Here is a 16,892-nt window from a genome sequence, read left to right as displayed (position 1 = left end):
TATTTATATGATTTAACAGACATTAGATTTTGTATTTTCAAAATCTACACGTAGTATCTTCATTAGCTTCGAATTAACTATACTTGAGTCAAATTGTTGTAAAGCTATTTGGTGACTTGCATTCCCCATTTGGGTAATTAGCTCAGGTTGATGTAAGAAGCAGAGCATTTTTTCGGCTAAGGCATGAGAAGAACGTGGCTTAATCAAAAATCCATTAACGCCATCAACCACTGTATCTCGGCAACCTGGCACATCGCTGGTTATGACAGCGCGGCCCATGGCCATAGCCTCCTGTGTACTTCTCGGAAACCCTTCACGCCAGGAAGGCAATACGAATACACTCGCTTTAGCAAGCCACTCCTGTACGTTATCAACATGACCAGGTAACTCAATGATGTTATTACATTTCAAATCATTAAGTCGTTCTATAGTTAAGCTTCCCGGGTTATGAAGATCCAGATGGCCCAGCATACAAAAATGAGTTTCAGGAAACTTCTTTTTGACTATTTTTGCAGCCTCAATAAATTCATAAACTCCCTTTTCTTGCAAAAATCTGGCGACAAAAATGAAAGACACTGGCTCGACAGGAGGTGGGCAGTAGGGATAATCAGACATATTTAATCCAATCCCCCCTAATATATGTACCTTTTTTACTTGAATTTTTTCATTAACTAAAAGATCTCGCTTATCATCCGCATTAAGCAAGATTAGACTTTCAATGTGTCTGAAACTCACTTTGTAAAGCGAAACCAATATTTTTTTTAGTAATTTAGTTCGTAATGAAACCTGTCCTCCAGAATTGGTAAAGAAAAAACCAAGACCTTCAAGCATCGCATATCGTTTTTGTATTCTTGCGAACTTTGCTGCTAAAGTACCAAAAATGGCTGGCTTTGAAAAATAAGAAAATGCCAAGTCTAACTGAAGTGATTTTAAAATTTTATACAATTTATAGGTGTTGATAACATCAGAAAATGGATTTAGCCCTGTACGACTGAAACAATAATGTACTGGTATAGCGCCAAATGATTTAACTTTTTCTTTTGTCACATCATCATAGTCAATTGCAAATGCATATACAACATGGCCATTTTTATGTAATAAATTAATCAGTTCTTTTCTGAATTGGATTAGACTTTCTGCTGTAGTACCGATTAATGCTATTTTCATAGGTGAGTTCTAAATTCTGTTTTTCTGTATGCACAGGTATATATCTTCCCATTGAGATACGATTTTTTTAGCAGAAAATTTCTCAATGACTCTTTCCCGAGCACGATAGCCGCTTCCTTTACGTTGTTCGATATCTAATGATTCAATCTGTTGCATCGCTGCAGTTAAGTGATGTACATCATTAACCGATATTGTTATGCCAAAATCCTGTCCATTTCCAATAATTTCTGCTGGCCCACCACAATCTGTTGCGACCACTGGTAATCCACATGCCATAGCTTCGGCAACGACAAGAGCAAAACCTTCATAGTCAGAGGCCAGCACAAAGGCATCGGAATCATGGTAATAATCAACAACATTATCCTTTTTTCCCAAGAGAGTAACTCGCTCGCTGAGAGAATTTTGATCGATAAATGTTTGCAATGTAAGCCGTTCTTCGCCCTCTCCAACTATGATGAGTTCACTATGTGGCAACTGCATCATAGCTTGCAAAATCAACAGTTGGTTTTTTATTTTTACAAGCCGCCCAACTGTTATCCAGCGAAATCGTTTCCTGCCCTGTCTATCGATGATACAAAAATGATCAATATTGATACAATTATAAACAGTAAGTGTTTTCTCAGGTGGAAATACTTTGTCGTTAATAAATCGCTGCCGTGCAGCATCGCTAACAACTGTATTCAAGTCACTTAATTTATTAGTCAAACGATAGAGCCAGTCTCTGGCACTGCCACCTTCACGAACGCTGTGTGCAGTACAAATAATAGATGAACGCCTTCCCAAGAGTGCTCTTACGAAACGTACCAAGATATTGGCATGAAACATATGCGAATGCACAATATCTGGAGAGTTTTGTCTGATCAACATTGCTAATTTAAATGCAGCCATAGGTAAAGCTAATTTTGATTTCATACCCAATGAAACAACTGGTATGTCATTACTGATTAGCTTATCAATCAAATCAACTGGTGGTGTAAGCGAAATTAATCGAACAGAATGCCCACATTTTTGAAGCTCAAGAAGCAATTCGACAACCTGCATCTCAGCGCCTCCGACATCCATGCCTGTAATGACATAATCAATCTTCACTCATACCACCTATGTTTTTAAACTACGCTTTCCATATATTTATTTAATACTTCTTCCGGATCTCCAATCATCTTTGGTTTACCACCCTCTAACCACAGAACTTTATTACAAGTTTTCAGAATGACATTGTTGTCATGGGAAGATAGCACAACAACCTTTGCTCTCTCCTGCAATTCCTGGAATCTTTTCTTTGCTTTATTTAAGAAAGAAGCATCACCAGTCCCAATAATTTCGTCGAGTAAAAGTACATCTGGATCAACTGAAGTTGATACTGCAAATGCTAATCTCACGCGCATCCCGGTAGAGTAGACACGAATTGGTAGATTCAGGTAATCACCTAGTTCTGTGAAGCAAGCGATCTCTTCTATTTTGGATTCGATTTCTGCATTCGTCATACCAAGTAACAAACCGCGTAGTTTTATATTTTGGTATCCTGTGGAATCATCATCCATTCCTAGAGCGATATCCAACAGTGGAACTATCTTACCCTTTCTTTTAATTGTGCCGGAGGTTGGTTCATAGATACCAGCCAACAGCTTCAGTAGCGTAGATTTTCCCGCGCCATTGTTTCCAATAAGTCCGAGTTTATCACCTTCTTTCAGACTAAACGTTAAACCGTCTAATGATTTAACCGTAACCGTGCTGCTTTCTTTTTTTGAAGAAATAACACCGCGGGTTAAGTTAGCCACCTGCGATTTAAACGATCTACTTTTAGCGTCGTAAATGGGAAATTCGACACCCACATCTTTTAAGTCAATCAAATGAGACATAATAATTTACACCCAATATGCAATGCGATTTCTACATTTTGCAAATGTAATTAGTGAGATAACTGTTCCTACGCATGCAAGGATAATAGAATTATAATAGCAGTATAACTCGGGCATTTTCCCTACTAAAGGCGAGCGAATAATCTCGATAAACCAAGCAAATGGGTTTAACTTCAGCAGCAAGCTATATTTAGCCAACATTGTTCCAGAAAATAATATCGGCGTTATATAAAAGACAACCTGCATAAAACTCATGACCATTTGCGGAAAATCTCTAAAACGTACAGAAATTACTGCAAATAAAGTTGCAATCCAGATCAGATTAACAACTACGATCATAAATCCAAGTATAAAAAGCGGGAAATTCTTCAACGAAAAGACGTTGAATATAATCAACACACCAATCACTATTACTATATTATGGCAAAGCATCATAAAATTTCGCCATAACATTTGCATAATGTATATGAATTTTTTAGTTGATAACTGACTTATAAAAGAGCTGGACGATATGAAAGTTACACACCCTTCATTTATAACGCCACTAATAAAGTTCCAGAACACCAAACCAACTGCTAGCATCGGGAGATACTCTTTAACTTCTAATTTAAATAGTTCTCCATAAATTACCCCTAAAGCAATAATAAGGACCGCCATACTTAATGTAATCCAAAACGGTCCAACAATGGATCTTTTATATCTCTGCCTTAATTCCAACCAACCTAATGTAGTCCAAAGATGCCAGGATTTTATTGACGAATATATATCTGTTAATGATTCTTTCATTGCTTCAGCTCTTTATACATCTTCTCTTTAATTAGTTCTAATCTGGAATTGTATTCCAAAACAAATGCGTTAAGTAAAACCTTAACTTCCGCGTAATTATCACGAACTAATTGTAACCGATTCCTGATTGCAGTTGGATTATCAACCTCTTTTTCAACCAAATACAATTCTAACTCAGGAAAACCTTTATATATGTTTCCGGCTGGACCTACAACGCATGGCGTTCCAACGCTTGCTGATTCCAGCGCGATCATTGGTGAACATTCCGTATTCGTTACATAGCACACAACATGTAAACGAGATAGCAGCTCGATAAACCGCTTATTATTTAAATTCTCTGATAATGCCGTAAGTTTGATGTTTGAGGTAATCCACTTCATATTATTTTCAAGATGCAAGTTGGTAACCAACTCACACCCTTTTAATGAACCAATCGCTAGTAACTGAGGAAATGGATTTTTATACCAACTGAACATTGCGGCAAACAAACCGACGCGGAAATTGCCCGAATCAGGTACAGCTAACTTTTTAGAAAACGAAGTGCCTGATACAGCATAGTTCGATACTGAGAATGCACGAATACCGTATGCATTAAGTATTTCATCTAGCTCAGGCTTAAACGAGATGACCCCATCAACAATCCGTTCCCGATAAAGTTCATACCATCCATCAAAAGTTGAATATTGCGAGGAGTCAACCCACTGAGCAGGTGAGCCATGCCATGCAAAAAATATTTTTATTTTTGGATTTAATTCCTTAATCTTTTTAGCAAGTTCCATTTGTAATTGTGTTCCACCGCTCATGATCACACTTTTTAGTGTCTTCGAAGCAGCAAGTTTTTCAGCCAACCTGTTTAGATAGACATGGTTAGAAACTTGTGGGAACTCATATGAATAGTACGGATATTGGATACTATCATCTTTAAAGAAACTGGCTGTTGATGTGGCAACACCAGACCAATAGGCCGAGTAAAATGCTAAGACTTCTTTATCCGCTATTGCATTGCTATAGAACTCATCCAACAAATCATAATCAACTTGATTGGTAGTTGTACCAGCAACCTTATAATATATTTTTCGTAGCAGACTGTATTGCTTCAGCGTATTCATCAAATTCAAACGGAGAGCAAGCCTGCTTAGATTATAAATAGTTTTTGAAATTAAACGTTCTTTCAACGATGGCGCTTTCTGCTCGCGAAGGAATATATTCTTAAATTCATTTTGCGATTTTGAACACATGTCTTTGAAGAACAATGCCCATTTATCAGCTATAAGGCCATCATCTACAAATTGCTGACGATATGCTAAATAATTCATTCTTTGTAATTCTTTAAGACCACGTTGATCATCAAGAAGATTTCTCAAAGAATCATAAAATGCCTCGGCATCCCGAGACACAATATACTGCCGCTGCTTTTCAGGTAACACTTCATTTGCTATGCCGACGTCTGTTGACACAATAGCGCAACTGTTTGCCATTGCTTCAAGAAGTGGCAATGGCGTACCTTCACATTCAGAACTGATGAGTAGAATATCTGCATCAGACAGTGTTTTAAGAATTACTTCACGTTCGGTCTTGCCCTTAGAACTATCAAACTCAATAAAATCAAACGTATATCCAGATTTTTTTAATTTATCCAGAGCCGGCAAAACTATTTTATTCAGGCCTTTATAATCTTTATAACCAAGATATTCGCCCCATTTGCTATTTCCAATCCATACGAGTTTTTTTCTATCGCTATTATCATGACTATTTCCTTCGCTCATAGGAATTTCTGGATTATCATAGATAACACTATGAGGAGGTGGAAAATCAGACAGTTCAGAATATAGCTCTTTCAACTTTGCGGATGTAACAAAATACCCATCCACAAAATTCATAAGAGGAATTCGTCTCTCATAGTTCGCGATATCATCATAAGTGAATAGGTGATCAGGAATATGTGTGGTGACAATATTGCTGATCAAAATTTCTTTATACTGGGGATTCCGCTGAGTGAAGTTCATCACTTCCATGAGATAGTCACGCCAGAAAAAGTGTAAGATACTCTTTTCTTTTACGTTTTTATCCAAGTGTAAAACAAGGTCCGCCACCGTTTTAAAATCATCGGTGCAAACTATTTTTACATTAAAGTCACTCAACTCTTTTGCTATATTTTGGGCTATTTTTCCGAATGCCCAATCCAACTTATCGACTATGAAAAATAAATTCATTGATACGCCATTATGATATTAAATAGATAAGTACTAGCTTCCATAGCCATTAGGGTTTTGCTTTTGCCAATTCCAGGTATGAGCCATCATATCTTCAATATTGTACTTGGCTTTCCAGCCTAAAACCCTTTCTGCTTTAGAGACATCAGCCCAAGAAGATCCTATATCGCCCTCTCGCCTGGCGACAATTTCATAGTTAACTTTCTTGTCACTTGCCTTTTCAAAGGCATCAATTACTTGTAAAACTGATACACCATTGCCGGTGCCAAGATTAAAAACGTCATATCCTTGTAATTTATCAATATGCCTTAAAGCACTAACATGGCCTGAGGCAAGATCTACTACATGGATAAAGTCGCGTACCCCTGTTCCATCAATGGTTTCATAATCGCCACCATAAACGGACAATTTTTCTAATTTTCCAATAGCAACCTGAGAAATATAAGGGACAAGATTATTTGGAATGCCGTTCGGGTCCTCCCCAATAAGACCACTAGGATGTGCGCCTGTAGGGTTAAAATAACGAAGAGCAATAATCTTCAATTTATCATCAGATTTCGCGTAGTCTGATAAAACCTGCTCCAGCATGACTTTAGTAGTACCATAGGGGCAGGAAGCATTTCCAATAGGATATTCCTCCAGGTTGGGAACCGGAGAATGGTTACCATAAACAGTTGCGGACGAACTAAAAATGAACTTATAAACACTTGCTTGCTTCATAACTTCAAGCAGGGTGAGGGTCCCACTGACATTATTAATATAATATTCCAGCGGTTTTTTTACCGATTCACCCACAGATTTTAATCCTGCAAAATGAATCACTGCATCGATATCGTAGTTTTTAAAAACTTCTTCAAGTTTTTGTTTATCGTTGATATCAGCTTCAATGAATGGAATTTTTTTCGAAACCAAAGAACCAACACGATGAAGTGACTCTTGAGATGAATTACTCAGGTTATCAAGCACAACCACATCATATCCGCCCTCAATTAACTGTAAAACGGTATGTGAACCAATATAACCAGCGCCACCTGTCACAAGTATAGTCATGTAGTCTCCGAAATTGTATTAATCTTTTATGCTAATTACGTGTTAAATTATTTGATTTTATATTTTTCTAAATTAGCCTTTAACATAAAATTAGCTTATTTTGCCACAGAAATGTTAATTTAATCAGGCACGCTACCGCCCCTGGCTCAACAGCTACCAGTGTACTGTACACTCCAATTTTTGAGGGGGCTTAGCCTATCAATTATTGATTACATTTTGACACATTTAGCCCCAAAACATCCCAAATATTGTCGTATTAATCTAACTAAGAAACAAGAAGAAATCGATTTTTGCTACAAGAAAAGGTAGAGCATTGATCTTTTTACTACTTGATTTTTATCATAAAAAAGGCAGTGAAGACATGCCTGTATACTGATAGCATCATGAGTCTTCCCCTGCCATTTATCATGAAGTATTACTAATATAATTAATCTTTCGTCTTGCCTATTCTCCGAGCAACTTCTCAATGCTCTTACGGAACTTCGGCCCTTCTTTCAGGTTACGCAGGCCGTACTTAACAAACGCCTGCATATACCCCATTTTCTTCCCGCAGTCGTAGCTGTCGCCCGTCATCAGCATCGCATCTACCGACTGTTTTTTAGCCAGCTCAGCAATAGCATCCGTCAATTGAATACGCCCCCAGGCACCAGGCTGGGTATGCTCCAGTTCTGCCCAGATATCAGCAGAAAGCACGTAGCGCCCTACTGCCATCAGATCGGAATCCAGAGTCTGCGGCTGGTCTGGTTTTTCAATGAATTCAACGATACGGCTGACTTTACCTTCGTTATCTAAAGGCTCTTTGGTCTGAATAACAGAGTACTCAGACAGATCGCCTTCCATACGCTTAGCCAGCACCTGACTACGCCCGGTTTCATTAAAACGAGCAACCATGGCAGCCAGGTTGTAGCGCAGCGGATCTGCGCTCGCTGTATCAAGAACCACATCAGGTAATACGACTACGAAAGGGTTATCCCCAACAATTGGACGAGCACAAAGAATTGAATGACCCAGGCCCAGTAACTGAGCCTGACGAACGTTCATAATAGTCACGCCTGGAGGACAGATAGACTGCACCTCGGCTAATAGCTGGCGTTTAACACGCTGCTCAAGCAACGATTCGAGTTCGTAAGAGGTGTCGAAGTGGTTCTCAACCGCGTTCTTAGACGCATGAGTCACCAGCACGATTTCTTTGATACCTGCAGCTACAATTTCGTCGACAATGTATTGAATCATCGGCTTGTCTACGATCGGTAGCATCTCTTTAGGGATTGCCTTCGTGGCAGGCAACATGTGCATCCCCAGACCTGCTACCGGAATAACTGCTTTCAAATTAATCATTAAGTCATTCACCTATTCAATTGTTGCTGAATTATAGCTTTTTAGCTTGTTTTAGCCAGTATGAATTACATTACTCCGATGCAGCGTATGTTACGCCGCTTAACTTCGCAATGCAGTAATCTTAATCCCAGGGAGTGTCACTTTAGCCAGGAATGGTCGCAAAGTTACCGCTCCCGTCCCGGGAGTCGAAAATTCACCGCTTCGACATTCACCACCTGATGGTTTACCCGGTCGATGTCAACTGAGCTTTGCCCGCTTTCGTTTACCGCATGGACATTCGCCAGCGAGAGTAATGTGTCCTGTTTTGCCATAAACTTGCCGCGCAAATCCTGACGGAGATCGAAGTGCATCTTAAGCGCGGGTCCCGTCGCGGATTGCTGCATAACCCTGATGTTACGTAAAAAAAGGTGCTGTGGTTGGTTATGCAACTCAAGCGTGGCACGTTTCATCTCCACATTGGTAATCGCCACAAATGATGTCGCATTACCAGAGGAGATCTGAATACCGCGCAATTTGTATTCACGTTTCGTATTATCCAGATGGATATTATTTAACTTAAAGTTTTGTGGAATGGATAAATAACGCCCTTTGATTACGCCGTAACCAATGAGCATACCTGCGCTATTCTCCATATTGATATTATCAATTACGAAATTATCACATCCGTAAATAGCGACCGTCGCATTATCAATGCCCGCTTTCTTACTATAATCCGGGGTGATATTTCGCGCGGTAATATTACGAATAATAAAGTGTTTGCCGTTCTCCACATGGACTAACTGTCGGCAGTCGCTACCGATGATGTTCGCTACCACAAAGTTTTTTACCGCCAGTTCATCGGGATAGGTATTGTCATAGGTACTCCCCGCCAGACCGATGCCGATGCCCCAGTTCACGTTGCCGTTGGTACAGTTGATACGTTCAATGACATGGTCAGAAATGAGGATATTGCTGTCGTTTATCGCCACATTCCACTCGATAGCATCACCCTGTAAATCGCTAAAACGGCTGTTCGTGATCTTTACGCCGTCCATTCGATTATGAAAACCCTGACGCAAAATGCCATAGTTAGCACGCGTGACGGTAATATCATCGATAGTCAGATTACGCATCAGCCTCGAGGTTTTACCGCCGATATAGATTTGCGTCACCGGACCGAAACCGCTCATGGCAATCCCTTTTATCACACAGTCCGACCCCCGCACATCGAGGGTAACGTTCCTCAGGCTCCCGCCCTGCTCGCCCATCACCTTGCATCCATCCTGCAGAACAAAGCGCCCATGGCCATTGCCGCTAATTCGCCCTTGCAGGAATAGCGTTTTGCCTGGCGGAATAACGATAGCGGTATTGATATCCTTACATTCCAGGCCTGTTGGTACGACGACCGTTTGTCCTTCTTTGAACGCCAGCCTGAAAGAGGCCACCCAATCCTGTGGGTTGTAATCCTGAATGTTGACGCTGCCCGGTGATTCTAGCGCCCGAACAACGGTAGAATGCAGCACGACAAGCGCAGAGCCTGCCGTCAGAAAAGTACGGCGTGAGAGTTTTTTCTCTGACATACAACCTCGATTTACATCGTTTGCAGCAGACTGGCTAACTGTTTATTGATCGCTAACTGATTAAATTCAGTTGCAATTTTTTCTCGCGCGCACTGCACAATCGGCTGCACCTGCTCACTGTCGAGCAGGCTAAATGCCGCTAATCGCTCGGCCAGCTCCTGCGCATCGTTTTCCGGTGCCAGCCAGCCAGACTTGCCCGACTCGACCAGTTCAGGGATCCCACTATGGACGGTGGAAATCACCGGGATGCCCACTGCCATCGCCTCCATCAGCGCCACCGGGATCCCCTCCATATCGCCATCCCTTCCGGTGATCGACGGCAGCAAAAAGACATCCGCCTGCTCAAGCATTTCCTTCACCTGATGGCTGGGTTTAAAGCCGGGCATCTCAATCACATCATCAAGTTGATATTGCTCAATTAGCGTACGCAGACGACGCTCCCAGGGGCCAATGCCAAGGATGCGATAACGGAATGAGACGCCCTGCTCTTTCAACTGACGACAGGCTTCGATGGCGACGTGCAGTCCTTTTTTCTCAGTTAACCGGGCGACAGAGATAATCTCCAGCGGTGCGGCTGGCGATTTCAACTGGCGGGGCGTAAAGCGCGTCATATCGATTCCCATGCGCGAGACCGCGATTTTCTGCGGCGGGCACCCCATATTTTTTAAACGTCCGGCCCAGAGGTTGCTGATGGGTAACATCAAATCCCCACGTTCAAACAGTTGCTGATATTCAGGGGTGTAGTGGGCAAGCACATCCCGATGCGAAACATCAATGCCGTGAAATACCGTGGCGATTTTGCCGCGGATCATCCCAAGCTCACGCAGCTTGGCGGCCGTTACGCCTGCGGGTCCAAAATGAGCGATAAAGACATCCGCTTCAAACGCCCGCGGGTTCGCGCCACAAATGGCCGCCAAAATCAGATTGCGCGCCTCATCGCCATAGCGTGAAACATTCAGCGCTTTCCAGGTGGCTGCGCGGGTAATACCGCGCAGGGCCGCTACTGCCCTATACTTAAGCTTCGCCAGTTTGCTGTTCGGCTCATTCAGTAACCAGCGCGTTTTTTCACCCAGACGGTAGGTATTAAATGAAGCATGGGTATTTTCAAGATCGCCCTTGTGCAACGCGACAATTTCCACGTCGTAGCCCATGTCGATAAATGCGGTAATCTGATTGAGTACAAAGGTCTCGGAGGAGAGCGGAAATTTAAGCAGGAAAAAGCCAACCTTCATTTTTCCCCCTCAATACGCGTTAAAACCGATTGCACCATGTTCACCCCACGTTCACGCTCACGCCTAACCGCGTCGCCGAGACGTATGTTCAGCTCAGGTAGCTGTCCGAGAGCATCGGCGACCTTCCCTTCCAGGCTGCCATCGAGCAGATGGCGAATATCGACGGCCATCTCTGCTAACCCCAGTTGTTGCATGATCCCTGCCGATTTATGCTCATAATTAATGGCGATGGCTGGCGTCATAAAATTCATCGAGATGATGGCCGAGTGTAAACGAGTCCCCACCGTCAGATCGCATGCAGCCAAAATTTTCCCCATCTCCAGGTCGTTGAGTTCATCCATCACCACGTGATAACGGCCCGGGTCGTTAATATACTGGCGCAGGTTCAACGCCACCATGCGGTCATCTTTGTTGTAACTATCAATACCGGTACAGGTTGACAGCGCTATCACCTGGTAACCTTCATCAAGGATGCGGTTCACTACCCCGGCAAAGGCTTGCTCATAGGCCTGCTGCGTTGTCCCCAGACGCTTATCAAAAGGAGCCAGCTCACGCAGAGTAATGGCAACGGTCTTCTGTTTTGCCGCCATGTGTAACCAGTGCTGTACGGCATAACCAGGCTCATAATCCTCATCATGATTATTTACCAGCCAGGCGGTATCTACCCCGGTTTCGACTTTATCCGTGTTTATTGCACTACGCTTCATCAGATCCAGACTGACGGATTCACGCAAAATCAACGCATTACAGTGTCCAAAAACGTAGTTCGCCAGTTGATTAAACTGTTCATCCTGGAATGGCCCCACGCTGTGGCCAATCATGTACAGCGGTTTTTTCGCCATAAACGTACACAGGGCATGTTCAAACTGCGGTACGCCATACAGATCGACAAAAAACGATCCGCCGACCTGGATAATGGCGTCGTAGCGCGACAGCAGACGAACAAAATCGGTAAACCCCTGGGCGATCGCGATATTGCGCAGATTACCGGAATCGGTGACACGCGAGAGCAGCACCTGATGCTGATAGCGACGACGCAGCACTTTCTTCACGCGTCCCATAACGCCCGCAGCATTATTGTGTTGCTTCATCTGCGAATACAGCGGATCGCCCATCACCGGGCGGTTCAGCAACCACGAAGAACTCACCGGATAACGGCTCATAACATCCACTTCAGTCTCAGGACGCAACGCGTTAATGGCATCCAGCAAACCGCGCAGTATCGCGCTATCCCCACGGTTCCCACAGGTATGGTTGCCTAAAATTAATAGTTTCATTATGACCTCTTAAAGCGTTGTTCTTATCCTGCACGAAGCAAGGTTTTCATTTTTTCACTGCGGCAGAGCTGGCGTTTTATTTCCACCACTAACGGATGGCGCGACACCACAATCATCGCCGCAAACGCCAGCGCTCCTGCCGCTACCTGGATCCCCAGTAACGCACCTGGCGACAGTTGGCTGCGCAGCATTACGTCCAGCGCATAGCTCACCACAAGGGTAGGTAAAGAGAGATATAACGGCAGCCACAGACTGAGCATGTACTGGCGGTAGCTGGAGCCAAGAACAGGTTTGATCATCACGAAGTAACTGAGGATCGTGTTAATCACCTGGACCAGCAAAAAGCCCAGCGTCACGCCAATCGCCCCGGCCTGATGACCACCGATGAAAATGGCGGGAATAAACAGAAAGGTTTTGAACACATTGAATTTGAAGCTGATGTCGACCCGTGCTTTCGCCATCAGCAGTGAACCGATCGGATTCCCCACAGAGCGCAGCAGTCCAACAATGCACAGCAGTTGCAAAACGGGAATAATACCGTTCCACTTCTCGCCAAATACCAGCGGCACCACATTGTTCGACACCACCATCAATCCCAGTAGTACCGGGAAGTTAATGATCCCGACCACCGACAGCAGCTTGTAAAAATTCACCCGTAGCTTTTCACTGTCGTCCTGAATTTTGGCAAACGCCGGAAACAGGACACGGGTAATAATCGGGTTCAGTTTGATCGGAGGGACAACCGCCACGTTCCAGGCGAGATTGAATCCGCCCGCCACACCTGCGCCCAACGTTCTGGCTAAAACCAACGTGGAAAGGTTGGTATTGAGGTAATTGATAATGCTGTCTGCCGTCAGCCACGCACCAAAACGCAGGTTCGACGAAACGGATGCCAGCGAAAAATGCAGCCCCGGACGGTAAATCCGGCGACCAAAATAGCCGAACAGCAGCGTTCGTAGCGTACTGTTCACCAGATACCCGAGAATGGCCGTCAGCGCGAGGGGCCAGAAATAGGCGCTGACCACGGTAAAGGTAAAACCGGCCAACACCGAACTGGTTTCAATCATGCCAATTTTGTTGAAGGCCAGCTCTTTTTGCATCAGCGCGCGAAACTGCTGCCCGTGCGGTATCACCGCAAACGCCAGCGATAAGGTTTTGATGAGTGGCGCCAGTTCGGGATTGTTGAGCACGCTGGCAATCGTCCCGCTAAGCAGAAACATCACCACACATACCACCATACCCAGCCCAACGTTGAGCCAGTACAGCGTCGTCAGCTCAAGATAACCGATGTCTTTGCGCTGAATAATTGAGTTGGCAATACCGAAATCCGACAGCGTATCGGCCAGCGCAATGATCACCAGCGACACGGTTAACAACCCAAACTGGTGGTTATCAATAATCCGCGCCAGGACGGTCATCTGGATAAGTCCCAGACCAATAATGATCACCGTAGCAATCGCCGACCACTTTGCGCCATTAAGCGTTTTTTCTCGTAAGCTCATGTTAATACGCCGCTTTGTTCACAAAGCCTTTGAATACCGTCAGAAAAACAATTTTGATATCGAACCACACGCTCCACTCGCGAATGTATTCGAGATCAAACTCCACACGTTTTTCCATTTTTTCCAGCGTATCGGTTTCACCGCGCCAGCCGTTGATTTGCGCCCAGCCGGTAATGCCCGGTTTCACCTTATGGCGTAACATGTACCCCTCGATCAGTTGGCGGTACTGTTCGTTATGCGCCACCGCATGCGGACGTGGTCCGACGATAGACATCCCCCCGGTCAGGACGTTAATAAACTGCGGCAGTTCATCGAGCGACGTCCGGCGCAAGAAATTTCCCACAGGGGTAACGCGCGGATCGTTTTGCGTCGCCTGCGTTACCACCGCGTCGTTCTCCATCACCTTCATCGAGCGAAACTTCCAGACTTTAATCGGCTTCCCGTCCATGCCATAGCGGGTCTGGCGGAAAATCACCGGACCTTTGGAGGTCAGTTTTACCAGCAGCGCAATACCACATAGCACCGGGGAAATAAGCAGCAGGATCAGTGAAGCCAGCACGATATCTTCCGCGCGCTTTAACAGGCGATTAATTCCCGAGAGCGGCGTGTCATACAGCGGCACTACCGGAACGCCGTTCATCTCTTCAATCCGTGAATGCAGAATATTGAAGGTAAAGACATCAGGAATGAGGATCACCGAGCAGGTGGTGTCGGCCAACTCACGCACCAGTTTTTTTACGCTGGCGCCATCGCTCATCGACATGGCGATATAAACGTTATGAATGCGTGAAGCTTTGGCGTCGTCCACCAGTTGTTGCAGATTACCGGCCCAGTCGCGGGAGTTTTTTCCAGGGATTGGGTCGTGATAGACCCCCGCCACTTCAAATCCCAGCCACGGTTCATGGCGAAAACTGTCCAGCAGCATTTGTCCGGCGGGCAGGTCGCCAGCCACCGCCACCCGGCGGGTGTTATAACCACGATTACGCAGCCACCCCGCACCGTAGCGAATAAACGAACGACTCAACACCAGGCCGACGCTTGAAAGCAGATACCATGCCAGCCAGACGGCGAGACGGTTATCGAAATCGTTATTAAAGGCGATCAGACCTGCGCTAAAAATCAGACTCAGCGTCCAGTTTTGTAGTAACAGCACCAGCTCAGTGGAAATTTTGACGCCGCGCCAGGAGCGATAAAAATCCGTTATGCCACCGAGCATCTGAAAAACGACCAGCGTGATCAGCGCCACCAGCAGGTGCATATACAGGAAAGGCAAACCGCTTAATTCGCAGATCACCCACAACCCGCCAAACATGATGGTGATATCTGAAAAGCGTTGCACCATCGAAATTAACGACGCATTGGTTTTGGCGCGTTCGCGCTTTTTTAGATGTGTCATCGTGGTTCCTGTTAGTCACCCTTTGCCCATAAGCGGGCAAAGGAAGCACCGGCATTACTGATTCAGTAACGCCAGAAGAGTGCGCGTTCGCGCTTCCATCAACGGAATATCTCCGCGCGATTCCACGTTCAGGCGCACCACCGGTTCGGTATTGGAAGAGCGTAAATTGAAGCGCCAGTCGACAAACGCCATGCTGATACCGTCCGTTCTGTCCACCGTCAGCGCCTCACGGGAAAAGTGCTGCTCCACACGCGCAATCGCTGCCGCCGGCTCTGCCAGCGTGCTGTTGATTTCCCCACTCGCCGGATAGGCCACCATCCGGTCACGGACCAGTTCACCCAGCGACTGTCCTTTCAGACTCAGCAGTTCCGCCACCAGCAGCCACGGGATCATTCCGCTGTCGCAGTAAGCAAAATCACGGAAATAGTGATGCGCGCTCATTTCACCGCCATAAATGGCATCTTCATGGCGCATGCGCTCTTTGATAAACGCGTGCCCGGTTTTTGACATCACCGGTTTACCGCCTGCCGCCGTCACCACATCCACGGTATTCCAGGACAGGCGCGGGTCGTGGATAATTTTCGCCCCCGGATTCTTCTCCAGAAACGCTTCTGCCAGCAGGCCGACAATGTAATAGCCCTCAATGAACTGACCTTTTTCATCGAACAGGAAGCAGCGGTCAAAATCACCGTCGAAGGCAATCCCCATATCCGCACCGTGTTCAATCACCGCATTGCGCGTGTCGGCCCGGCATTCCGGCAGCAGAGGGTTGGGGATACCGTTGGGGAAGTTGCCATCCGGCGTATTGTGAATTTTGATGAACTCGACCGGCACCCCCAGCGCCTGAAAACGGGCTTCAATGGCGTCAACCACCGGACCTGCCGCACCGTTGCCGGAGTTGAGCACCAGCTTCATCGGTCTCAGGCTGCCGGGATTGATGTAACCCAGCAGGTGGTCGATGTAGGCATCGCGGGTAGTAATACGCTGGTAGTGGCCACGTTTTGTCGCATCAACCGCCGGGAAGTCGTTGGCTTCCGCCAGGCGCTGCACGTCGCGCAGACCGGTATCACCGCTGATGGGCCGCGCCCCTTCCCGCACCAGCTTCATACCGTTGTAATCCATCGGATTATGGCTGGCGGTCACTTCAATACCGCCGTCAATGCCAAGGTGGAAGGTGGCGAAGTAAATCTCTTCGGTGCCCGACATGCCAATATCCAGCACATTCACCCCCGCATCCTGCAGCCCTTTCGCCAGCGCCAGCTTTAGCGTCTCGCTGGTCAGACGCACATCGCCGCCCAGAACAATAGATTTTGGCTTCAGGAACTCGCCGTAAGCGCGGCCAATTCGCCACGCGATCTCTTCATTCAGCTCTTCGCCCAGCCTGCCGCGAATATCGTAGGCTTTGAAACAGGTTAATTTCGTCATGATTTACCCTTCTTCAGGCAACAGTTAGCCCTCTCCTGACTGGAGATATTTTTCACAAAATGACTAGCCGTTAGTTTTTAGGCCGGAT

Annotated in this window: 13 protein-coding genes; all 13 read right to left on the bottom strand. The window is 45.5% G+C overall.

Annotated features, from left to right (window positions below; genetic code table 11):
• Positions 1-12: 12 nt before the first annotated feature.
• The 13 genes from O6D90_RS08665 to cpsG all read right to left on the bottom strand — a co-directional run bounded on the left by O6D90_RS08665 (position 13) and on the right by cpsG (position 16,804).
• On the bottom strand, positions 13-1,167 hold the full coding sequence (locus tag O6D90_RS08665; RefSeq protein WP_000684771.1) for a glycosyltransferase family 4 protein: 1,155 nt from the start codon (positions 1,165-1,167) through the stop codon (positions 13-15).
• 9 nt (positions 1,168-1,176) lie between these two features.
• Positions 1,177-2,256 carry a glycosyltransferase gene (locus O6D90_RS08660; RefSeq protein WP_000687349.1) on the bottom strand — a complete coding sequence of 360 codons (1,080 nt, stop codon included), beginning with the start codon at positions 2,254-2,256 and terminating at the stop codon, positions 1,177-1,179.
• A 17-nt stretch (positions 2,257-2,273) separates the two neighbouring features.
• Positions 2,274-3,026, bottom strand: a complete 753-nt coding sequence (gene wzt, locus O6D90_RS08655) for an O89/O101/O162 family O-antigen export ABC transporter ATP-binding subunit (protein WP_016156909.1) — start codon at positions 3,024-3,026, stop codon at positions 2,274-2,276.
• A gap of 6 nt (positions 3,027-3,032) precedes the next feature.
• The gene (gene wzm / locus O6D90_RS08650) at positions 3,033-3,812 is read right to left on the bottom strand and encodes an O89/O101/O162 family O-antigen export ABC transporter permease subunit (protein ID WP_271143288.1); all 780 of its coding nucleotides are present in this window, start codon (positions 3,810-3,812) and stop codon (positions 3,033-3,035) included.
• Positions 3,809-6,025: a glycosyltransferase gene (locus O6D90_RS08645; protein WP_001048111.1), complete on the bottom strand. Its 2,217-nt coding sequence runs from the start codon at positions 6,023-6,025 to the stop codon at positions 3,809-3,811. The genes wzm and O6D90_RS08645 overlap by 4 nt, the downstream gene beginning before the upstream one ends.
• Before the next feature lie 33 nt (positions 6,026-6,058).
• Complete coding sequence (galE, locus tag O6D90_RS08640) at positions 6,059-7,075, bottom strand: UDP-glucose 4-epimerase GalE (protein ID WP_000154260.1); 1,017 nt, start codon at positions 7,073-7,075, stop codon at positions 6,059-6,061.
• A 444-nt stretch (positions 7,076-7,519) separates the two neighbouring features.
• Complete coding sequence (galF, locus tag O6D90_RS08635) at positions 7,520-8,413, bottom strand: GalU regulator GalF (protein WP_000609089.1); 894 nt, start codon at positions 8,411-8,413, stop codon at positions 7,520-7,522.
• Positions 8,414-8,577: 164 nt separating this feature from the next.
• Positions 8,578-9,972 carry a colanic acid biosynthesis protein WcaM gene (wcaM, locus tag O6D90_RS08630; RefSeq protein ID WP_218731537.1) on the bottom strand — a complete coding sequence of 465 codons (1,395 nt, stop codon included), beginning with the start codon at positions 9,970-9,972 and terminating at the stop codon, positions 8,578-8,580.
• 11 nt (positions 9,973-9,983) lie between these two features.
• Positions 9,984-11,204 (bottom strand): colanic acid biosynthesis glycosyltransferase WcaL, encoded by a 1,221-nt coding sequence (wcaL, locus tag O6D90_RS08625; RefSeq protein WP_271143287.1) that lies wholly within the window; start codon positions 11,202-11,204, stop codon positions 9,984-9,986.
• The gene (wcaK, locus tag O6D90_RS08620) at positions 11,201-12,481 is read right to left on the bottom strand and encodes a colanic acid biosynthesis pyruvyl transferase WcaK (RefSeq protein ID WP_016156912.1); all 1,281 of its coding nucleotides are present in this window, start codon (positions 12,479-12,481) and stop codon (positions 11,201-11,203) included. The genes wcaL and wcaK overlap by 4 nt, the downstream gene beginning before the upstream one ends.
• Before the next feature lie 23 nt (positions 12,482-12,504).
• Positions 12,505-13,983 carry a colanic acid undecaprenyl disphosphate flippase WzxC gene (wzxC, locus tag O6D90_RS08615; protein ID WP_016156913.1) on the bottom strand — a complete coding sequence of 493 codons (1,479 nt, stop codon included), beginning with the start codon at positions 13,981-13,983 and terminating at the stop codon, positions 12,505-12,507.
• Between the two features lies 1 nt (position 13,984).
• Positions 13,985-15,379 carry an undecaprenyl-phosphate glucose phosphotransferase gene (gene wcaJ, locus O6D90_RS08610; protein WP_016156914.1) on the bottom strand — a complete coding sequence of 465 codons (1,395 nt, stop codon included), beginning with the start codon at positions 15,377-15,379 and terminating at the stop codon, positions 13,985-13,987.
• Positions 15,380-15,433: 54 nt separating this feature from the next.
• Positions 15,434-16,804 carry a colanic acid biosynthesis phosphomannomutase CpsG gene (cpsG, locus tag O6D90_RS08605; protein ID WP_016156915.1) on the bottom strand — a complete coding sequence of 457 codons (1,371 nt, stop codon included), beginning with the start codon at positions 16,802-16,804 and terminating at the stop codon, positions 15,434-15,436.
• Positions 16,805-16,892: the final 88 nt, after the last annotated feature.

The organism is Citrobacter sp. 21OH12SH02A-Citro (assembly GCF_027919895.1).
Lineage (GTDB): Bacteria > Pseudomonadota > Gammaproteobacteria > Enterobacterales > Enterobacteriaceae > Citrobacter > Citrobacter braakii.
Note: the sequence above shows the minus strand (reverse complement) of the source record. Positions and strands in the feature narration are given on the sequence as shown.